General features: G+C 62.0%; 17 protein-coding genes. 7 read left to right on the top strand and 10 right to left on the bottom strand.

Annotated elements, in window-relative coordinates:
• Nucleotides 1-345 precede the first annotated feature (345 nt).
• The 6 genes from ACFZPT_RS02995 to ACFZPT_RS02970 all read right to left on the bottom strand — a co-directional run bounded on the left by ACFZPT_RS02995 (nt 346) and on the right by ACFZPT_RS02970 (nt 8110).
• Nucleotides 346-1116: an electron transfer flavoprotein subunit beta gene (locus ACFZPT_RS02995; RefSeq protein WP_034101173.1), complete on the bottom strand. Its 771-nt coding sequence runs from the start codon at nt 1114-1116 to the stop codon at nt 346-348.
• Between the two features lie 10 nt (nt 1117-1126).
• A complete protein-coding gene (locus tag ACFZPT_RS02990) occupies nt 1127-2347 on the bottom strand; it encodes an electron transfer flavoprotein subunit alpha/FixB family protein (protein ID WP_034115318.1) in 1221 nt (406 codons plus the stop codon).
• A complete protein-coding gene (gene dgcB, locus ACFZPT_RS02985; protein ID WP_034115319.1) occupies nt 2347-4290 on the bottom strand; it encodes a dimethylglycine demethylation protein DgcB in 1944 nt (647 codons plus the stop codon). Before dgcB ends, ACFZPT_RS02990 begins: the two co-directional genes overlap by 1 nt.
• 156 nt (nt 4291-4446) lie before the next feature.
• Complete coding sequence (gene dgcA / locus ACFZPT_RS02980; RefSeq protein ID WP_034115320.1) at nt 4447-6507, bottom strand: dimethylglycine demethylation protein DgcA; 2061 nt, start codon at nt 6505-6507, stop codon at nt 4447-4449.
• 16 nt (nt 6508-6523) lie between these two features.
• A complete protein-coding gene (locus ACFZPT_RS02975) occupies nt 6524-7054 on the bottom strand; it encodes a 4-vinyl reductase (protein ID WP_034101179.1) in 531 nt (176 codons plus the stop codon).
• 78 nt (nt 7055-7132) lie between these two features.
• A complete protein-coding gene (locus ACFZPT_RS02970) occupies nt 7133-8110 on the bottom strand; it encodes a dipeptidase (protein ID WP_015373138.1) in 978 nt (325 codons plus the stop codon).
• Nucleotides 8111-8329: 219 nt separating this feature from the next.
• Between ACFZPT_RS02970 and ACFZPT_RS02965 the strand changes: the two genes are divergently transcribed.
• Both ACFZPT_RS02965 and ACFZPT_RS02960 read left to right on the top strand, forming a co-directional pair.
• Entirely contained in the window at nt 8330-8731 is a 402-nt protein-coding gene (locus ACFZPT_RS02965) for a lysozyme inhibitor LprI family protein (RefSeq protein WP_034115321.1), read from the top strand.
• A gap of 41 nt (nt 8732-8772) precedes the next feature.
• Nucleotides 8773-9189, top strand: coding sequence for a DUF3010 family protein (locus ACFZPT_RS02960; protein ID WP_034101182.1), 417 nt, complete (start codon nt 8773-8775; stop codon nt 9187-9189).
• Between the two features lie 125 nt (nt 9190-9314).
• On the opposite strand, the gene ACFZPT_RS02955 is transcribed toward ACFZPT_RS02960, so the two are convergent.
• On the bottom strand, nt 9315-10493 hold the full coding sequence (locus ACFZPT_RS02955; protein WP_034101183.1) for an AAA family ATPase: 1179 nt from the start codon (nt 10491-10493) through the stop codon (nt 9315-9317).
• Nucleotides 10494-10560: 67 nt separating this feature from the next.
• Nucleotides 10561-11505: a GlxA family transcriptional regulator gene (locus ACFZPT_RS02950; protein WP_034115322.1), complete on the bottom strand. Its 945-nt coding sequence runs from the start codon at nt 11503-11505 to the stop codon at nt 10561-10563.
• Nucleotides 11506-11698: 193 nt separating this feature from the next.
• Here ACFZPT_RS02950 and ACFZPT_RS02945 point away from each other — a divergent pair, with 193 nt between their 5' ends.
• The 5 genes from ACFZPT_RS02945 to ACFZPT_RS02925 all read left to right on the top strand — a co-directional run bounded on the left by ACFZPT_RS02945 (nt 11699) and on the right by ACFZPT_RS02925 (nt 15734).
• Entirely contained in the window at nt 11699-12643 is a 945-nt protein-coding gene (locus ACFZPT_RS02945; RefSeq protein WP_034101185.1) for a choline ABC transporter substrate-binding protein, read from the top strand.
• A 73-nt stretch (nt 12644-12716) separates the two neighbouring features.
• Nucleotides 12717-13604 (top strand): 3-keto-5-aminohexanoate cleavage protein, encoded by an 888-nt coding sequence (locus ACFZPT_RS02940; protein ID WP_034115323.1) that lies wholly within the window; start codon nt 12717-12719, stop codon nt 13602-13604.
• Between the two features lie 157 nt (nt 13605-13761).
• Nucleotides 13762-14727, top strand: a complete 966-nt coding sequence (locus tag ACFZPT_RS02935) for an L-carnitine dehydrogenase (protein ID WP_034101188.1) — start codon at nt 13762-13764, stop codon at nt 14725-14727.
• Between the two features lie 13 nt (nt 14728-14740).
• Complete coding sequence (locus ACFZPT_RS02930) at nt 14741-15217, top strand: thioesterase family protein (RefSeq protein ID WP_034101189.1); 477 nt, start codon at nt 14741-14743, stop codon at nt 15215-15217.
• A 253-nt stretch (nt 15218-15470) separates the two neighbouring features.
• On the top strand, nt 15471-15734 hold the full coding sequence (locus tag ACFZPT_RS02925) for a hypothetical protein (RefSeq protein ID WP_034101191.1): 264 nt from the start codon (nt 15471-15473) through the stop codon (nt 15732-15734).
• A gap of 95 nt (nt 15735-15829) precedes the next feature.
• Here the strand turns inward: ACFZPT_RS02925 and ACFZPT_RS02920 are convergent, their stop codons facing one another.
• Together ACFZPT_RS02920 and ACFZPT_RS02915 are read right to left on the bottom strand one after the other, a co-directional pair.
• Nucleotides 15830-16933, bottom strand: a complete 1104-nt coding sequence (locus ACFZPT_RS02920) for a GlxA family transcriptional regulator (protein ID WP_034101193.1) — start codon at nt 16931-16933, stop codon at nt 15830-15832.
• A gap of 670 nt (nt 16934-17603) precedes the next feature.
• Nucleotides 17604-18980 carry an L-serine ammonia-lyase gene (locus tag ACFZPT_RS02915; RefSeq protein WP_034101194.1) on the bottom strand — a complete coding sequence of 459 codons (1377 nt, stop codon included), beginning with the start codon at nt 18978-18980 and terminating at the stop codon, nt 17604-17606.
• Nucleotides 18981-19007: the final 27 nt, after the last annotated feature.

Raw genomic sequence — 19007 nt, 5'->3', positions numbered from 1 at the left:
CTTGAACTGCGTCGTGTACTTGCTCATGAAAAAGCCCCAAGAGTTGGATAGGTGTCCAACTTTTGGGGCGCACTTCAGTGATTCAGTTAAAAATACTGAGCCTGACACACGGCAATCGGGGGCAAGCCCCCTCCCACATTGATCACCTTGAGCCGCTTGGGCCGGGTTACCGGATCTGGTGCCGAAGCCCGAGCCAGCCGCCCTTTAATCTCAGACCTTGAAGAAGATCAAACTGTGGGAGGGGGCTTGCTCCCGATAGCGGTGGTTCAGTTAAAAATACTCAGGCTGACACACGGCAATCGGGGGCAAGCCCCCCTTCCACATTGGTTTTGCAGTACGGGTGGGTCAGCGTACGACGCCTTCCTCGATCAGCAACTTGAGGATGGCTTGGGCGCCTTCTTCAGCGCTGACGCCTTTGAGTACCTGCCCACCGCCGCCACTGGCCTTGGCCGTGGCCGCTTTCATGCGGTCGGCGCCGCTCTTGGCCTTGATCACCTTGAGCCGCTTGGGTCGGGGCTTGGCCGGTTGCAGGGTGGCGCCCACCAACAGCGCATCGTCTTCGACCTCGACCTCATGGGCCGCCAGTTCCCCGCGCTGGCCCGGGCCATAGGCGCTCTGTCGTGGTTTGGGCGCGGCATTGTCCACCGTGGCCAGAAACGGCAGACGCACCTTCAAGCGCCGCCGCTGGCCCCGAGGCAAGGCTTGCAGCACATGGGCCACGCCGCCGTCGATGGACTCCACCTGTGCCAGCCCCACAATCAGCGGCCAACCCAATTGCTCGGCGAGCAAAAACGGCAGCATTCCCGAGCCTTCGCCGGTTTCCGCCTGGCTGCCGGTAAGCACCACCTGGGCTCCGGCATCACGCAGGTACTCGCTGAGTACCGGCAGTGCGTCGGCGGTGGCCGGTTGCTCCAGCACATGCAGTTGCGGCAAACCCATGCCCAGATAGCTGCGCAGGGTCGGCTCGGCGATGTTGCCGGCATGCAGCACCTGCAACTTATCCCCAGCCAGCTGCAAACCCAGCTCGACCGCGCGGGCGTCCTGCTCGGCGCGGCGCGGGCGACCGGAAGTCGGGTGGGCGCCGATGGACACCAGGCTGATTACATTCGTGCTCATGCTCATATCCTCAAGCCGCGTCGCGCTTGGCGCCGTTGCGGTAGGCCTCGACCGCATCGATCAAGGCGTGCAGTATCGCGGCGCTTTCGCCGATCACCGACAGGTCGGCCCGCTTGATCATGTCGCAACCCGGGTCGAGGTTGATCGCCACCACCTTGTCGCAGGCACCGATGCCTTGCAGGTGTTGGATCGCCCCGGAAATCCCCACGGCCACATACACCCGCGCGGTGACCCAGGTGCCGCTGGCGCCGACCTGGCGATCACGCGCCATAAAGCCATCGTCCACCGCCACCCGCGAGGCGCCTTCGGTGGCGCCCAGTGCGGCGGCGGTCTGGTGGAACAGGGCCCAGTCCTTCACGCCGTTGCCGCCGGAGAAAATAAATTCCGCTTCGGCCATGGGAATGGCCGCCGGGTCCACCGCCACCGCGCCGAGATCCTCGATACGCGGCAAGCTGCGCGCCAGGGTTGTGGATAACTCCACGGGCAACACTTCATGGCGGGTTTCGCTGACCGGGTCGGCACATTCGGCGGCGGCCAGAATCAGGCGTGGCAGCGGCCGCGCCAAATCCTCTTGGCCCGCACCGGCGCGGCCGGTGCAGGTGTTGTCTTTGATCTGCCACACCCGCGTGGCCGGGCGCTCCTTGAGGCTGGCGGCAAAACGCCGGCCCAGCTCGCCGCCACCGCTGCGGCTGTCAGGCAGCAGCCAGTGGCGTGGATTGAATTGGTTATCCACAGCCCGCAGACCTTGCACCCGTTGTTCCGGCGAATAGCCGTCGAACTCGGCGCCGTCGAGCACCAGCAGGCGATCAACGCCGGCCGTGGCAAACGCACTTTCCTTGTGTTCGCCAAACACCACCGCCAACACCGCGCCGTCGCCGCCGGCCAGCTGCCGAGCCAGGCCAAGCAGGTCGCGGTCATGGCTACTCAGGCGGCCACCGACCATGTCCGGCACCACGTTGATGTAGAACGCCGGCGCAGCGACTTGATGCAGCGGCAATTGCACTTCGGCGGCTGCGGTACGTTTACTGGCGCCACCTTGCTGGGCGCCGCTGCGGTCAATGCGTTTGATGCCGTTGGGGCCGATAAAACCGATGCCATGCACGTTCTTGCGGATGACGCCATTGGGCCCCATCCAGCTGTGCTGCACCGGCTGCATCGCCGCATGCAGCGGGTGCAGGCGGTTACGGGCGATCCATTCGGCCCGTGGGTCGCGGCGGATTATGTCGCTCATCAGTGCACCTCCGCAGGTTCACGCTTGGTCGGTGACTTGGCCGGTTGAGCCTCCTCAAGCAAGGCGTCGGCCACCAGTTCGGCGATGTCCTTGATCAATGGGCGCGGTTCGACCACCCCTTCGAGCATCGCGGTGCATTGCGGGCAGCCAACGGCCACCAGCTCGGCGCCGGTTTCGCGGATGTCTTCCATGCGCATATCCGGGATCCGTTGCTTGCCGGGAATGTCAGTGATCGGCGCACCGCCACCGCCGCCGCAGCACCGTGAGCGGAAACCGGACCGCTGCATCTCCTTGACCTCGATACCCAACGCCCGCAGCACTTGGCGCGGCGCTTCGTACTCACCGTTGTAACGGCCCAGGTAGCACGGGTCGTGGTAGGTCACGCTGTCGCCTTTGTGCTGGCCCAGGTTCAGAGCGCCTTCGCCAATCAGCTCGGCCATGAAGGTGCTGTGGTGTTGCACGCGGTAGTTGCCGTTGAAGGCGCCGTACTCGTTTTTCAGCACATGGAAGCTGTGGGGGTCACAGGTGACGATGCGTTTGAAACTGTACTTGGCCAGGGTCTGGATATTGCGCGAGGCCAGCAGTTGGAAGGTCGCTTCATCGCCCAGGCGCCGCGCCACGTCGCCGCTGTCGCGTTCTTCGAGGCCCAGCACGGCGAAGTCGACCTTGGCCGCTTTCAGCACTTTGACGAATGCACGCAGGGTACGTTGGTTGCGCATGTCGAAAGCGCCGTCGCCGACCCAGAACAGCACGTCGGTGCTGCCTTTTTCGCTGAGCAATGGCAGGTTCAAGTCCGCCGCCCAGTTCAGGCGACCGCCCGGAGCGAAGCCGCCGGGGTTGTCGGTGGCGATCAAATTCTCCAGGACTTCGGCGCCCTTATTCGGCGTCGCGCCTTTTTCCAGGGTGAGGTGGCGGCGCATGTCGACGATGGCGTCCACATGCTCGATCATCATCGGGCACTCTTCCACGCAGGCGCGGCAGGTGGTGCAGGACCATAGGGTCTCGGCGTCCACCAGGCCGTTGACGATCGGCTGATGCGGATTGCCGCCGTGCTCGCCAATGGCTTTGCCCGGATATGGGCTGCCGGCGAACTTGGCATCGGTGCCGCCCGCCAGGCCGACCACCATGTCCTGGATCAGCTTTTTCGGGTTCAGCGGCTGGCCGGCGGCGAACGCCGGGCACGCGGCCTCACACTTGCCGCACTGCACGCAGGCGTCGAAACCGAGCAGTTGGTTCCAGGTGAAATCCTTGGGCTTTTCCACGCCCAGGGGCGCGGCTTTATCGCTCAGGTCCAACGGTTTCAACCCGGTGGAACGGCCGCCGCCGAAGCGCTCGGCGCGGCGGTGCCAGGCCAGGTGCAGGGCACCGGCGAAGGCGTGTTTCATCGGGCCGCCCCAGGTCATGCCGAAGAACATCTCGCTCACGCCCCACAGCACGCCCACGCTGAGCAGCGCGGCCAGCAGCCAACCGCCAAAGTCCGCGGGCAGGATGCCCGCCACCGGCAGGGTCACCAGGAAGAAACTCACCGAGAACGCCATCAGGCTTTTCGGCAAGCGCATCCACGGGCCTTTGGACAGGCGCGACGGCGGGTTGCGCCGACGCAGGTACACGAAGGTGGCGCCGACAAACATCAGCACCGACGCCAGCAGCAAGGCGTAGCCGAGGATCCGGTTCTGCAGGCCGAAGCCGTGCACCAGGATCGCCAGCAGCGCCGACAGCACAAAGCCCAGCGCCGTGGCGACGTGGGTGTTGGCGATGTATTTGTCGCGGGCGACCACATGGTGCAGGTCGACCATGTAGCGCTTGGGCATGGCCAGCAGGCCGCCCAGCAGGTCGACCTTGGACGCGCGGCCACGGCGCCACATGTTTACCCGGCGCAGGGCGCCGAGGACGGCGAGGCCGAGGGCGGCAAACAAGAGAATAGGCAGCAAGGTGTTCAACATGGTGAAGCTCCCACAGACCGCACAGGTCTACTGTGAAACTGGCCCGAATGTGGGAGGGGGCTTGCTCCCGATGGCGGACTGTCAGTTGGTACAGTTGTCGCTGAACCACCGCTATCGGGGGCAAGCCCCCTCCCACATTTGACCGCGTTCACCTCATCAAAAGTCTTTGCACAAGCGCAGGGCGTCGTAGATGGCAGCGTGGGTATTACGCTGGGCCACACAGTCACCGATGCGGAACAGCAAGTAGCCCTCGCCCGCTTCGCTCAGGCACGGTTGCGGTTTGATCGCGAACAAGGCTTCCACGTCGATCTGGCCTTTGTTGCGCGAACCTTCCTTGAGCCCGTAGTAAATGGCTTCGTCCGGACGCACGCCGTTCTCGACCACCACCTGATCGACCACCCGCTCCTCTTTGGCGCCGGTGTATTCGTTCTCCAGCACCGCCACCAGCTTGTCGCCCTCGCGGTAGACCTTTTCCAGCATCATGTCGCCGGTCATGATCACTTCCTTGGGGTACATGCTGCGGTAGTAAGTCGGGAACGACGTACCGCCGATGGCCACGCCAGGCTTGATGTCGTCGGTGACGATTTCCACCTGGCTGCCTTTGTCCGCGAGGAAATCCGCCACCGACATACCGGTGAATTCGCAGATGGTGTCGTACACCAGCACGTTCTTACCCGGCGCGACTTTGCCGTCGAGCACATCCCAACTGCTGACCACCAAGCCTTCGGCGGCGCCCCAATGTTCGTTCTGCTCGATGTACGGATGACCGCCGACGGCCAGCACTACCACGTCTGGACGCAGGTCCAGGATGGTGTCGGCATCGGCGGCCACGCCCAGGCGCAGGTCGACTTTCAGGCGCGCCAACTCCAGTTGGTACCAGCGGGTGATACCGGCGATCTGATCGCGCTGCGGGGCTTTGGAAGCCGTGGTGATCTGCCCACCGATAAACTCTTTTTTCTCCAACAGGGTTACGTCGTGGCCACGTTCGGCGGCTACGCGCGCCGCTTCCATCCCGGCCGGGCCGGCACCGACCACCACCACCTTGCGTTTCGGCCCGGTGGATTTCTCGATGATGTGCGGCACGCCCATGTATTCACGGGAGGTCGCGGCGTTCTGGATGCACAGCACATCCAGGCCCTGGTACTGGCGGTCGATGCAGTAGTTGGCGCCGACGCACTGCTTGATCTGGTCGATCTGGCCCATCTTGATCTTGGCGATCAGGTGCGGATCGGCGATGTGCGCACGGGTCATGCCGACCATGTCCACATAGCCGCCTTCGAGGATGCGCGTGGCCTGGTTGGGGTCCTTGATGTTCTGCGCGTGCAGCACCGGCACCTTGACCACTTCCTTGATCCCGGCGGCCAAATGCAAAAACGGCTCCGGCGGGTAGCTCATGTTGGGGATCACGTTGGCCAGGGTGTTGTGGGTGTCGCAACCCGAACCCACCACGCCGATGAAATCCAGCATGCCAGTGTCGTCGTAGTACTTGGCGATATGCTTCATGTCTTCGTGGGACAAACCGTCCGGGTGGAACTCGTCGCCACACAGGCGCATGCCCACACAGAAGTCGTCACCCACTTCGGCGCGCACGGCTTTCAACACTTCCAGGCCGAACTTCATGCGGCCTTCGAAGCTGCCGCCCCATTCGTCGGTACGTTTGTTGACCCGTGGGCTCCAGAACTGGTCGATCATGTGCTGGTGCACGGCGGACAGTTCCACGCCGTCCAGGCCACCGGCCTTGGCGCGGCGCGCGGCCTGGGCGTAGTTGCCGATCACGCGCCAGATTTCTTCCGGCTCGATGGTCTTGCACGTCGCACGGTGCACCGGCTCGCGCACACCGGACGGCGACATCAGGGTCGGCCAGTTAAAGCCGTCCCAACGCGAGCGACGGCCCATGTGGGTAATCTGGATCATGATCTTGGCGCCATGCTTGTGCATGGCGTCGGCCAGGTTCTGGAAGTGCGGGATGATGCGGTCGGTGGACAGGTTCACCGAACTCCACCATTCCTGGGGACTATCGATGGCCACCACCGAGGAGCCACCGCAGATCGCCAGGCCGATGCCGCCCTTGGCTTTCTCTTCGTAGTACTTCACATAGCGGTCGGTGGTCATACCGCCGTCGGTGGCGTACACCTCGGCGTGGGCGGTGCTGAGCACGCGGTTGCGGATGGTCAGTTTGCCGATCTGGATCGGCGCGAACATTGCTTCGAAAGCCATGGCAGGGTTCCTCGACTTACAACGGCTTGACGATGAACAGGCCGTCGTCGTGGCCTTCTTCGGAGCCGCCGTAGACTTGCTCGGCGACGGTGCGCAGGCTGCTGCCGCGCGCTTGCAGAATCTGATCCATGGCCCCGGCGAACCAGCCGGTGAACATGTAATCGACCTTGCGCCCGACCTTGCCGTACACGTAGACGAACGCCGAATGTTCCAGCTTGACGCTGGCGGTGCCCTTGTCGAGGTCGATGTCTTGGATCTTGAACAGGCCCCAGCCGCGTTGCGACAGGCGCTTCATGTAGTGCTCGAACACCGCGACGCCTTCCAGGCCATGGCATTCGGCTTCTTTTTCGCACCAATGCCAGGCGGATTTGTAGCCGGCTTTGTAGAGGATCTCGGCATAGGCTTCGGCGCCCAGCACTTCTTCGATGCCCATGTGGTTGTTGACGAAGAAATGACGCGGCACATACAGCATCGGCAAGGCGTCGGAGGTCCAGACACCGGTTTCGCTGTCGACTTCGATAGGCAATTGCGGGGCGATCTTGGCCATGGAAACTTAACTCCAGAAAATTCGTGTTGATGCCCGTCGCGCGGAGGGCGACGGGTTAAGGATGAGGAGAACGGCGGCTTATTCGCCCCACACGTCTTTAAGGACGTTGACCCAGTTTTCGCCCATGATCTTGCGCACCACGCGCTCGCTGTGGCCGCGCTTGAGCAGGGTCTCGGTGAGGTTGGGGAACTCGCCCACGGTGCGGATGCCCAGCGGGTTAATGATCTTGCCGAAGCTGGTCAGGCGGCGGGCGTAGCCTTTGTCGTGGGTCAGCATTTCAAAGAAATCCTGGCCATGGCCCTGGGTGAAGTCGGTGCCGATGCCAATGGCGTCTTCGCCGACGATGTTCATGGTGTATTCGATGGCTTCGGCGTAGTCGTCGATGGTCGAGTCGATGCCCTTGGCCAGGAACGGCGCGAACATGGTCACGCCGACGAAACCGCCATGGTCGGCGATGAACTTCAATTCTTCATCGGACTTGTTGCGCGGGTGCTCTTTCAGGCCGGACGGGAGGCAATGGGAGTAGCACACCGGCTTTTTCGATTCGAGGATGACTTCTTCGCTGGTCTTGGAGCCGACGTGGGACAGGTCGCACATGATGCCGACGCGGTTCATCTCGCCGACGATCTCACGGCCGAAGCCCGACAGCCCGCCATCGCGCTCGTAGCACCCGGTGCCCACCAGGTTCTGGGTGTTGTAGCACATCTGCACCACGCCCACGCCGAGCTGCTTGAAGATCTCCACGTAGCCGAGCTGGTCTTCGAACGCATGGGCGTTCTGAAAGCCAAAGATGATGCCGGTCTTGCCTTGTTCTTTGGCTTTGCGGATATCGGCGGTGGTTTTTACCGGGATCACCAGGTCGCTGTTCTCACGGATCAGGGTCTGGCTGGCCACGATGTTATTGATCGTGGCCTGGAAGCCTTCCCACACCGACACGGTGCAGTTGGCGGCAGTGAGGCCACCTTTGCGCATGTCCTCGAACAGGTCGCGGTTCCACTTGGCAATAATCAGCCCGTCGATAACGATGCTGTCGGCGTGCAATTCGGCTGGGCTCATCAGGCGTCCCCTTATTGGCGATTCATGCGCCGAATCGTCTGCCGGCGCTTTGGGGCCAGCATATGCCCAGGGGCTGAACGGACCCGGTGCAAAAACGACAGGGGAATTGCCGAAAGCGTCAATCCGCGACAAAGGCTATGCAGACGCGTCAGACGGGTGGCTGTTCTTTGTCTTACGCTTGAGCCAGAATTCGGCCATCCACTGATATGAGACGGCGCAATGAAATCGATTTTCCTGGCTTTGGCACTCATCGCAACCGGCGTCCACGCAGCCGAAGACACCGACAGCACGCCCTGCGACGGTATCGAGAACGACAAACAAACCCTGGAATGCGCCACCTATAACAAGACCACCGCCGAGCAATTGCTCAAGGACAACTACCAAAGCCTGCTCGAACGCATGGGTTCGACCTACGGCAGCAACAAGACCCAACTGGCCGACATTACCGCTCGTCTGAAGGACGCCCAGCAGAAGTGGGAAAAACTGCGGGATGCCGACTGCGCCGTGGACACTTTCCCCGCCAAGCCCGGCACCAAGGACTACGCGATTGCGCAGAACGACTGCCTGGCGCGGATGAGTGATGAACGGTCGGAGTTTTTGGAGTCGATCGAGCAGGAATAAGCGACAATCGCCGCCACTTTTTAATCTGACCAAGGCCATTCATGACCCTCTGCGGCATCGAAATCAAAGGCAGCGAAGCCATCATCGCAGTCGCTTCCCTCGACAACCAGGCGCTGACCCATGTCGCCCTGGCCACCAAAAAAATCGCTCTGGAAGATGACGACGAGGCGGCGAATGTCAAAGCCTTCGCCGCGCAGGTGAAGGCGTTTGTGCAGGACAATGCCATCACCCGCATCGCCATCAAGAAACGCAGCAAAAAAGGTGAATTCGCCGGTGGGCCGACGACGTTCAAGATCGAGGGAGTGTTTCAGTTGCTCGACGGTGTGGAGGTGACGCTGCTGTCGCCCCAGACCATCAATGCGCAGAACAAGAAACACAACTTTGAACTGCCGGCGACGCTGAACAAGTATCAGCATGAGGCGTTCAAGGCGGCGTGCTCGGCACTGCTGAAGAAATAAGCCCCGCCGAAAAATCCAATGTGGGAGGGGGCTTGCCCCCGATAGCGGTGGGTCAGCCAAAGCGGTATCAACTGACAGTCCGTCATCGGGGGCAAGCCCCCTCCCACATTGGATGTGTGCTGTTTTTAGTGGGGGGTATGGCGCTTGTACAGCAGCCAATCCCCGAACGACTTGTCCTCCAGGGCATACCCGCCCCGACCCGATTTCCACACCAGTTCCTTGTCGCGCAGGGCATCGATGCAGGCCTGGATGGTCTGGGTGCCCGGCACTACGTCACTGCCCATGTCCTCCAACGCCTTGCTGACTGCGGTGAGGGTGCTGTCGGTAAACGGCGCGAAAGGTTCGTTGTTCAGCGAGCGTTCCACCATCACCTGCAAGACGGCGCGTTGCGGGATGGTCAGGGCGTTCCAGGCGCTTTCGAATTCGGTCCACACACCTGCGCGCAGCAGTTCGGCGCGACTGTGCAGCAACTGGCCCAAGTTGCTGGCCTCACCCAACTCCAGCGCTACTTCACCGATGATCGTACGCAGCATCTCGGGTCGGCGGCCGACCAACTCGAAGGCTTCATCGATATCGGCCGGGTTGAATTGGTTGGTCGGGGCCAGGTTCGCGTTGAGGTGTGCGGTGTAGGCCTGGGTGAAGGCTTTGCCCAGCAGTGGAAACGGCGTGATGCTGGAGCCAAAAAACGGCTGGCTTTTCCCCAACACCAGATAGGCCAGCTTGTCGCGGTTGGAACCGGTAAAGACTAAATGCAGGCCGCTGCCCTCCTCGTCACGCCCTTGGTTGAGCTGATCCCGGGCGGCCTTGAGCGCGAACATGGCGTTGATCCCCGAATCGCTGGTCAAGGCATGCTGGGCTTCATCGATCACCAGCACGACGGGTTTTTCCGCCGCGTGGTGGAGCAACTCCAATGCTTGGGTCAAGGTCGCGCCCACCGGCAATTGCGGCTTGCTGAAGTCCCAGGACAGGGTCCGCAGAAAACTCAACCTTTCGATCCCAAGGTTCTTGGCCAGCTTGCGAATGCCTTTTTCGTAGGGCGCAAGCGCGGCGGCAATGGCGCTGGCGATCAACTCCGCGGGATCTTTTTCTTTGTCGGCCCACAGATCCACATACACGGTGAGCCAACCGCGCAGTTGGCACTCCGGGATCAGGTCTTCGCGCAAGAACGTACTTTTACCAGTGCGACGTGGCGCGGCGAGGAACAGGCCAGAGGTGAAATCCTGAAGGCCGGCGCCAACCAGGCCATCGGCAATGCTGCTGGCCAGCGCGGGACGGCGGAACACAAAACCGCTGAGCTTGGACATGGCTTATACCAAATTATTGAAACGGCTATAAATTATAGCCGTGAGTATAATCAACTATAATTGCCCGTCAAACCGGCTCCCGTCGCCGATCCTCCCTGGGGCATTTGGCAAACCGCGCGCGGTAACTACGCGTGAAATACGACGGCGATTCAAACCCGCAGGCAATGCTCACTTCCAGCACGCTCAAACCGCTTTGGCGCAGGAGTTGCCGGGCTTTTTCCAGGCGCAGGCCCAGGTAGAAATTGCTCGGTGTGTCGTTCAGATGCAGGCGGAACAGGCGCTCCAACTGGCGCCGGGTGACTTTGATCGCCTCAGCCAAGGCGAGGGTGCTCAGGGGCGGTTCGGTGTGCTGTTCCATCTCGCCGATCACTTGCACCAGTTTCTGATTGTTGATGCCGTAGCGCGTGGCGATCTGCATGCGCTGGTGGTCTTTGCGTGGGCGAATGCGGCCGAGCACGAACTGTTCGGACACCTGAATCGCCAGGTCGGCGCCGTGGGCCTGGGCGATCAGGTCGAGCATCAGGTCGATGGAGGCGGTGCCACCGGCGCAGGTGATGCGGCGGCGGTCGATTTCGAACAGTTCCTGGGTCACCGCCAGGTGCGGATAGGACTCCTTGAAGGCGTCGATGGCTTCCCAGTGCAGGGTCACGCGATGGCCGTCGAGCAGACCGGCTTGGGCCAACACACAAGCGCCGGTGTCGATACCGCCCAGCGTCACGCCATCGTGATCGAGACGGCGCAGCCACTGTTCCAGTGCGGGTGTGGCGAACTGCAGAGGCTCGAAACCGGCGACCACCAGCAGGGTGGTGCCCTTTTTCAGCGGTTCCAACGCGGCGTCGGCGTTGACTGACATGCCGTTGCTCGCCAGTACCGCACCGCCGTCGGCGCTCAGTACATGCCAGCGGTACAGCTCGCCGCGAAAACGGTTGGCCACCCGTAGCGGCTCAAGGGCCGAGATAAAGCCCATCGCCGAGAAACCCGGCATCAGCAAAAAGTAGACATCCTGGGACATGGTGGCGCTCTCATCGGACGGCCAGCGTGGCACTGTGATACTCCCGTTCAGAGGTGGATTCAAGGGGTCAGGTCGCTGCAGTGCAAGAGTCGGTCGCCGCCGTGCGTTTTGTCGCCCTACAAGCTGCGTAACGTGGCGTCACGGTGCACAAAGACACCGGCAACCACAACAACGACCTGCCGAGGGCTCCACCATGAACCGACTGATCCGCCGCTGCGTGTTCGCACTCAGCGCCAGCGCCATCTTGAGCACCAGCGTTCTCGCGGCCGATGCCGCCTCTTGCAAGAACGTGCGCATGGGCGTGGTGAACTGGACCGATGTGATCGCCACCAGCGCCATGACCCAAGTGCTGCTCGATGGCCTCGGCTACACCACCAAGCAAACCAGCGCTTCCCAGCAAATCATCTTCGCCGGCATCCGCGACCAGCGCCTGGACCTGTTCCTCGGCTACTGGAACCCGTTGATGACCCAGACCATCACCCCATTCGTTGACGCCAAGCAGGTCAAAGTCCTCGACAAGCCCAGCCTGGAAGACGCCCGTGCCACCCTCGCGGTGCCGAGCTACCTGGCCGAGAAAGGCCTGAAAACCTTTGCCGACATCGCCAAGTTCGAGAAGGAACTGGGCGGCAAGATCTACGGCATCGAACCCGGCTCCGGTGCCAACACCCAGATCAAGGCGATGATCGCCAAGAACCAGTTCGGCCTCGGCAAGTTCCAGTTGGTGGAATCCAGCGAGGCCGGCATGCTCGCCGCCGTCGACCGCGCGGTGCGCCGCAAGGAAGCCGTGGTGTTCTTTGGCTGGGCGCCGCATCCGATGAACGTCAACATTGCCATGACCTACCTCACCGGCAGTGACGACGCCCTGGGCCCGAACGAAGGCATGGCCACGGTATGGACGGTGACGTCGCCAAACTACGCCGAACAGTGCCCCAACGTGCACAAACTGCTGACCAACCTGACCTTCACCGCTGCCGATGAGAGCCGCATGATGCAGCCGTTGCTTGACCACAAAGACGCCCTGGAATCGGCCCGGCAGTGGCTCAAGGACCACCCGCAGGACCAGGCGCGCTGGCTGGAAGGTGTGACCACCTTCGACGGCAAACCGGCGGCGGCCAACCTGCAACTCACCAGCAAATAAGCTTTTTCGAACCACCGTTTCGCGGTCATTACCGACCGCGAACGGCATCCCACGCCTGTAAGGAACCTGCCCCATGAACCACGACGTCATCATCACCTGCGCACTCACCGGTGCTGGCGACACGACCGCCAAGAGCCCACACGTGCCGGTCACCCCCAAACAGATCGCGGCCGCCGCCGTAGAAGCCGCCAAGGCCGGCGCTACCGTCGTGCACTGCCATGTGCGCGACCCCGACACCGGCAAATTCAGCCGCGACGTGGCCCTGTACCGCGAAGTGATGGAGCGCATCCGCGAGGCTGACATCGACATCATCGTCAACCTTACCGCCGGCATGGGCGGCGACCTGGAGATCGGCAGCGGCGAAAACCCGATGGAATTCGGCCCCAATACCGACCTGGTCGGGCCGCTGACGCGCCTGGCCCATGTCGAAGAGTTATTGCCGGAAATCTGCACCCTGGACTGCGGCACCCTGAACTTCGGCGATGGCGACACCATTTACGTGTCCACCCCGGCACAACTGCGTGCCGGCGCCAAACGTATCCAGGAACTGGGCGTAAAGGCCGAGCTGGAAATTTTCGACACCGGCCACCTGTGGTTCGCCAAGCAGATGATCAAAGAAGGCCTGCTTGACGACCCGCTGTTCCAACTGTGCCTGGGCATCCCTTGGGGCGCGCCGGCCGACACCACCACCATGAAGGCCATGGTCGACAACCTGCCGGCAGGTGCAGTGTGGGCCGGCTTCGGCATCGGCCGCATGCAAATGCCGATGGCCGCACAGGCGGTGTTGCTGGGCGGCAACGTGCGAGTCGGTTTGGAAGACAACCTGTGGCTGGACAAAGGCGTGCTCGCCACCAATGGCCAACTGGTCGAACGCGCCGGCGAAATCCTCAGCCGCCTGGGTGCGCGGGTCATGACCCCGGCGGAGGGTCGCATCAAGATGGGCCTCACCAAGCGCGGCTAGCCCCCGCCAAAACCTCATCAAATATGTGGGAGAGGGCTTGCCACCGATAGCGGTGGATCAGTACCGAAGATATCGCTGACTCAGCGTCATCGGCGGCAAGTCGAATCGTCGCACCGCCCCTTCCACAAGGGATCACTGAACTCTTTAGGACGTCGCCATGCGCTTTATCACTGAAATCAAAACCTTCGCCGCCCTCGGCAGCGGCGTTATCGGCAGCGGCTGGGTGGCCCGTGCCCTGGCCCATGGGCTGGATGTGGTGGCCTGGGACCCAGCGCCCGGCGCCGAAGCCGCGTTGCGCAAACGCGTGGCCAATGCCTGGGGAGCCCTGGAAAAAAATGGCCTGGCTCCCGGCGCGTCCCAGGACCGCTTGCGCTTTGTGACCACCATCGAAGACTGCGTAAAAGACGCTGATTTTATCCAGGAGAGCGCCCCGGAACGCCTGGAGCTGAAACTGCAACTGCATAGCCAGATCAGTGCGGCGGCCAAGCCCGATGCGCTGATTGGTTCGAGCACCTCAGGGCTGTTGCCGAGTGAGTTCTACGAGAGCTCGACCCACCCGGAACGCTGCGTGGTCGGCCACCCTTTCAACCCGGTCTACCTGCTGCCGCTGGTGGAAGTGGTCGGCGGCAAGCACACCGCGCCTGAAGCGGTGCAGGCGGCGATCACAGTGTATGAATCCCTCGGCATGCGCCCCTTGCATGTGCGCAAGGAAGTCCCCGGTTTTATCGCCGACCGCTTGCTGGAAGCCTTATGGCGCGAGGCGCTGCATCTGGTGAACGACGGCGTGGCAACCACTGGCGAAATCGACGACGCAATTCGTTTTGGCGCTGGTTTGCGCTGGTCGTTCATGGGCACTTTCCTCACCTACACCCTGGCCGGCGGCGATGCTGGCATGCGCCACTTCATGGCCCAGTTCGGCCCGGCGTTGCAGTTGCCGTGGACCTACCTGCCGGCGCCGGAGCTGACGGATAAGTTGATCGACGACGTGGTCGATGGCACCAGCGCTCAACTGGGCACCCACAGCATTTCGGCGCTGGAGCGCTATCGTGATGATTGCCTGCTGGCGGTGCTCGAAGCGGTGAAAACCACCAAAGCCAAGCACGGCATGACCTTCGCCGAATAATGGAATGCAGACAATGCCCGCACTGACCACCTACACCACACAGATCCAGCCCGATTGGGTGGACTACAACGGCCACCTGCGCGACGCGTTCTACCTGCTGATCTTCAGCTACGCCACCGACGCGTTGATGGACACCCTCGGCCTGGACAGTGAAAACCGCGCAGCCAGCGGCCATTCGCTGTTCACTTTGGAGTTGCACCTGAACTACCTGCATGAAGTGAAACTCGGCGCCGAGGTACAAGTGCAGACCCAACTGATCGCCCATGACGCCAAGCGCCTGCACCTGTATCACAGCCTGCATCGGGTTGGGGATGAGCAGGCACTGGCCGGCAACGAACAGATGCTGCTGCACGTCGACCTGGCCGGGCCGCACGCGGCGCCGTTTACCCAGGCGACGCTGGAGAAAATCGCGGCCATCCGCACCGAGCAAGCCGACCTGCCGCCCCCGGCGCTGCTGGGACGCGTGATCGGTTTACCACCGAAGAAATAGCGCAAAAAAAGCCCCGATCCAGCCGTGACAGGATCGGGGCAGAGGAGGCCTTGTGAGAGCGATGCATTTCGAGGGTGACCAAACCTTCAAGCTGCTTGCTGAGGCCAGTGTGCCGATTAGTGCAGCCGGCAAGTGGCCCGAAAACGACCTGTTCATAGCCATCTAAGCCATCCGGGCCACACGCCCTTGCCGATGGCCCCGGGGGCTACCAGAATCCAGGCAGATCCCCGCTCCCCTAACCAGGATAAACGTCATGATGCACGCGGATTTGATTGACCAGGATGACCTGCTGAGCCAGTTGCGCTCGCTGGGTTTCGAAGTATCCAGCGGCGCCAGCGCCGAGCAGGCGTGTGAGTGCGCGGTACGCGGTTTGAGCGAAGCACGGGCCAAGGCGCTCAAGGGCATGGTCGAGCGGATGTACGGCGGCAGCGCGACGATTTTGCCGGCGGTGCGTCAAGCTATCGACAAGCAGTTGTTGCCGGCGTTGATGCAGTTCAAGCAGAACTCCGGGGCCTGACAGATGGCTATCGGGGGCAAGCCCCCTCCCACCTTTGACTGTGTTCACAAATCAAAATGTGGGAGGGGGCATGCCCCCGATACAGACGCCTCGGTCTAGAGCCTAACACTGGCAAACGTCGACTCACTGCGCGCCTGGCTCAATGCCGACATCGGCCCCGACAACGGTGACAACACCAGCGCCTGCGGAATCGGCATCATCGCCACCTGCTGGGTGGTGTTGGAGCCGACGCGCTCATCCCGTGGCGGGATGCCGAAGTATTCGCGGTAGCACTTGGAGAAGTGCGGCGTGGAAACGAACCCGCACACCGAGGCTACTTCGATGATCGACATCGGTGTTTGCTTGAGCAACTGCCGCGCACGGATCAGACGCAACTTGAGGTAGTAACGCGACGGCGAACAGTGCAGGTACTTCTGGAACAGCCGCTCCAGTTGACGCCGGGATACGGCGACGTAGACCGCCAGTTCGTCCAGGTCGATGGGTTCTTCCAGGTTGGCTTCCATCAGCGCGACGATTTCCTGCAGCTTCGGCTGGTTGGTGCCGAGCATGTGCTTGAGCGGAACGCGCTGGTGGTCTTGTTCGTTGCGGATGCGTTCGTACACGAACATCTCGGAGATCGCCGCCGACAGTTCACGGCCGTGATCGCGGCTGATCAGGTGCAGCATCATGTCCAACGGCGCGGTGCCGCCGGAACTGGTGAAGCGGTTGCGGTCGAGGGTAAACAGGCGCGTGCTCATGGACACGCGGGGGAAGGCTTCCTGCATCGACGCCAGGCATTCCCAGTGCACGCTGCAATCGAAACCGTCCAGCAGGCCGGCACACGCCAGCGCCCAACTGCCGGTGCACACCGCGCCGAGGCGACGGGACTGGCGCGCTTGGCTTTGCAGCCATGAAACATGTTCACGGGTAACGGTGCGCTGGATGCCCACGCCGCCGCACACGATCACGGTGTCCAGCACCGGGGCTTTGTGCATGGCCGCGTCAGGGGTGATTTGCAAGCCGTCGCTGGCCCAGACCTGATTGCCGTCGACGCTCAGTGTGGTCCAGCGGTACAGCTCACGGCCGGACAGCTGGTTGGCCATGCGCAGCGGTTCCACTGCGGACGCCAGGGAAATCAGCGTGAAATTGTCCAGCAGCAAAAAGCCGATGGATTGAGGCGCACGGTTCTGGGGTTGGGCCCCTGAGTTGAACGACGTCATCGCGGTATCTCCTCACACAAAGCGGGTGATGGCCTCAGGCGAGGCTCTTGTTATGGCGCTCTTCATCCGGACAAGGTGAGAGGCTTTGAATGGATAGAGCAATTGCCGTGCCTAAACTTGAATACCTATTCAATAAATCCTGAAAACGACCTGCTGACGCGTCTATATAGCCCTTGCGTGGAGTACGGAATATGCCCAGGAAAGGGCGTAGAAGGGGCGCCCCTCAAGGGGTGTGAGCAGTTCGGTAGCACTTGTGGGAAGGCGCTTTCAGCGCGTAGGAAAAGTCTGTCACCACACGCACGGGGGACGGGTGGTCGGAGGGGAAATCGTTCGTGAGCTACTTATCTGTTTGCGACGCGCTAAAAGGTGGCGCGTTGGGATGCTGGTGTTCACTTTATGAGCAGTTTTGTTTGAACTGCCGCTATCGGGGGCAAGCCCCCTCCCACATTTAAATTGGTGAACACAGTCACAGGCTGTGAAGGAACTTGCCCTCTTCCCACATTCCAGTTTGTGAACATAGGCAAGGGTGGGCAGGAGCTTGCCCTCTCCCACATTCTGATTTGTAAACACAGTCAAGGGTGGGTAGGAGCTTGCCCACTCTCCCACATTCTGATTTGTGAACACGGTCAAGAGTGGGAGGGGGCTTGCCCCCGATGCAGGCGGCTGGGTCTTAACACTCGACCGCGCTTACCGCCAACCCACCCCGCGACGTTTCTTTGTACTTGTCATGCATATCCGCACCGGTATCGCGCATGGTGCGGATCACCCGGTCCAGGGAAATAAAGTGCTGGCCGTCGCCGCGCAGGGCCATTTGCGCCGCGTTGATCGCCTTGACCGCTGCAATCGCGTTGCGCTCGATGCACGGCACCTGCACCAACCCGCCCACTGGGTCGCAGGTCAGGCCGAGGTTGTGTTCCAGGCCGATTTCGGCGGCGTTGCACAATTGCTCTGGCGTGGCGCCGAGGATTTCCGCCAGGCCGGCCGCCGCCATTGCGCAGGCAGAACCCACCTCGCCCTGACAGCCCACTTCGGCACCGGAGATGGAGGCGTTCTTCTTGCACAGAATCCCCACCGCCGCCGCACCGAGCAGGTAGTCGACCACGTTGGCTTCGGTGACCTCTTCGCTGAACTTCATAAAGTAGTGCAGCACCGCCGGGATGATCCCTGCCGCACCGTTGGTGGGGGCAGTGACCATGCGCCCACCGGCGGCGTTTTCTTCATTGACGGCCAGGGCAAACAGGTTGACCCATTCCATGGCGCTCAAGGTTGAGCCGATCACATTGGGCTTGTTCAATTCCTGCAGGCTACGGTGCAACTTGGCGGCGCGGCGGCGTACGTTGAGGCCGCCGGGCAAGATGCCTTCATGTTTGAGGCCCTGCTCCACGCAATCTTGCATGGCGTGCCAAAGCTTCATCAGGCCGCTGCGGATTTCTTCTTCGGAACGCCACACCTTTTCATTAGCCATCATCAACTCAGCGACGCGCAACTGGTGAGTGTTGCACAGCTGCAACAGCTCAACGGCGCTGGAAAAATCGTAAGGCAACTCAGTGCGGTCCATGTCCGCCACACCGCTTTGCGCCTGAGCTTCATCCACCACAAAACCGCCGCCTACCGAGTAGTAAGTGTCGCGGTGCAACTCACCGTCATCGCCGTACGCCACCAGTGTCATAGCGTTGGGGTGGAACGGCAGGTTTTCGTCCAGCAGACGCATGTCCCGGGCCCATACGAAGGGCACCGGCAAGCGCCCGTCGAGCAGCAGGGTGTCGGTTTCGCGCAGGGTGCTGATGCGACCGGCGATCTGCGAGGGGTCGATCGCGTCGGGCCATTCGCCCATCAAGCCCATGATGGTGGCCGTGTCGCTGCCATGGCCGATGCCGGTGGCCGACAACGAACCGTACAGCTGAACTTCAACACGCCGCACCCGTTCCAACCACTCACGTTCACGCAGTGCTTGAACGAACAACGCTGCGGCGCGCATGGGGCCGACGGTGTGCGAACTCGAAGGCCCGATGCCGATCTTGAACAGGTCGAAAACGCTGATAGCCATTGACGTGAAACTCCTCGATAAGCACGG

The organism is Pseudomonas sp. MD330_10 (genome assembly GCF_042610415.1).
In the GTDB taxonomy this organism is placed as follows: Bacteria; Pseudomonadota; Gammaproteobacteria; order Pseudomonadales; family Pseudomonadaceae; genus Aquipseudomonas; species Aquipseudomonas rhodesiae.
This window is presented reverse-complemented; position numbering and strand designations above follow the sequence as displayed.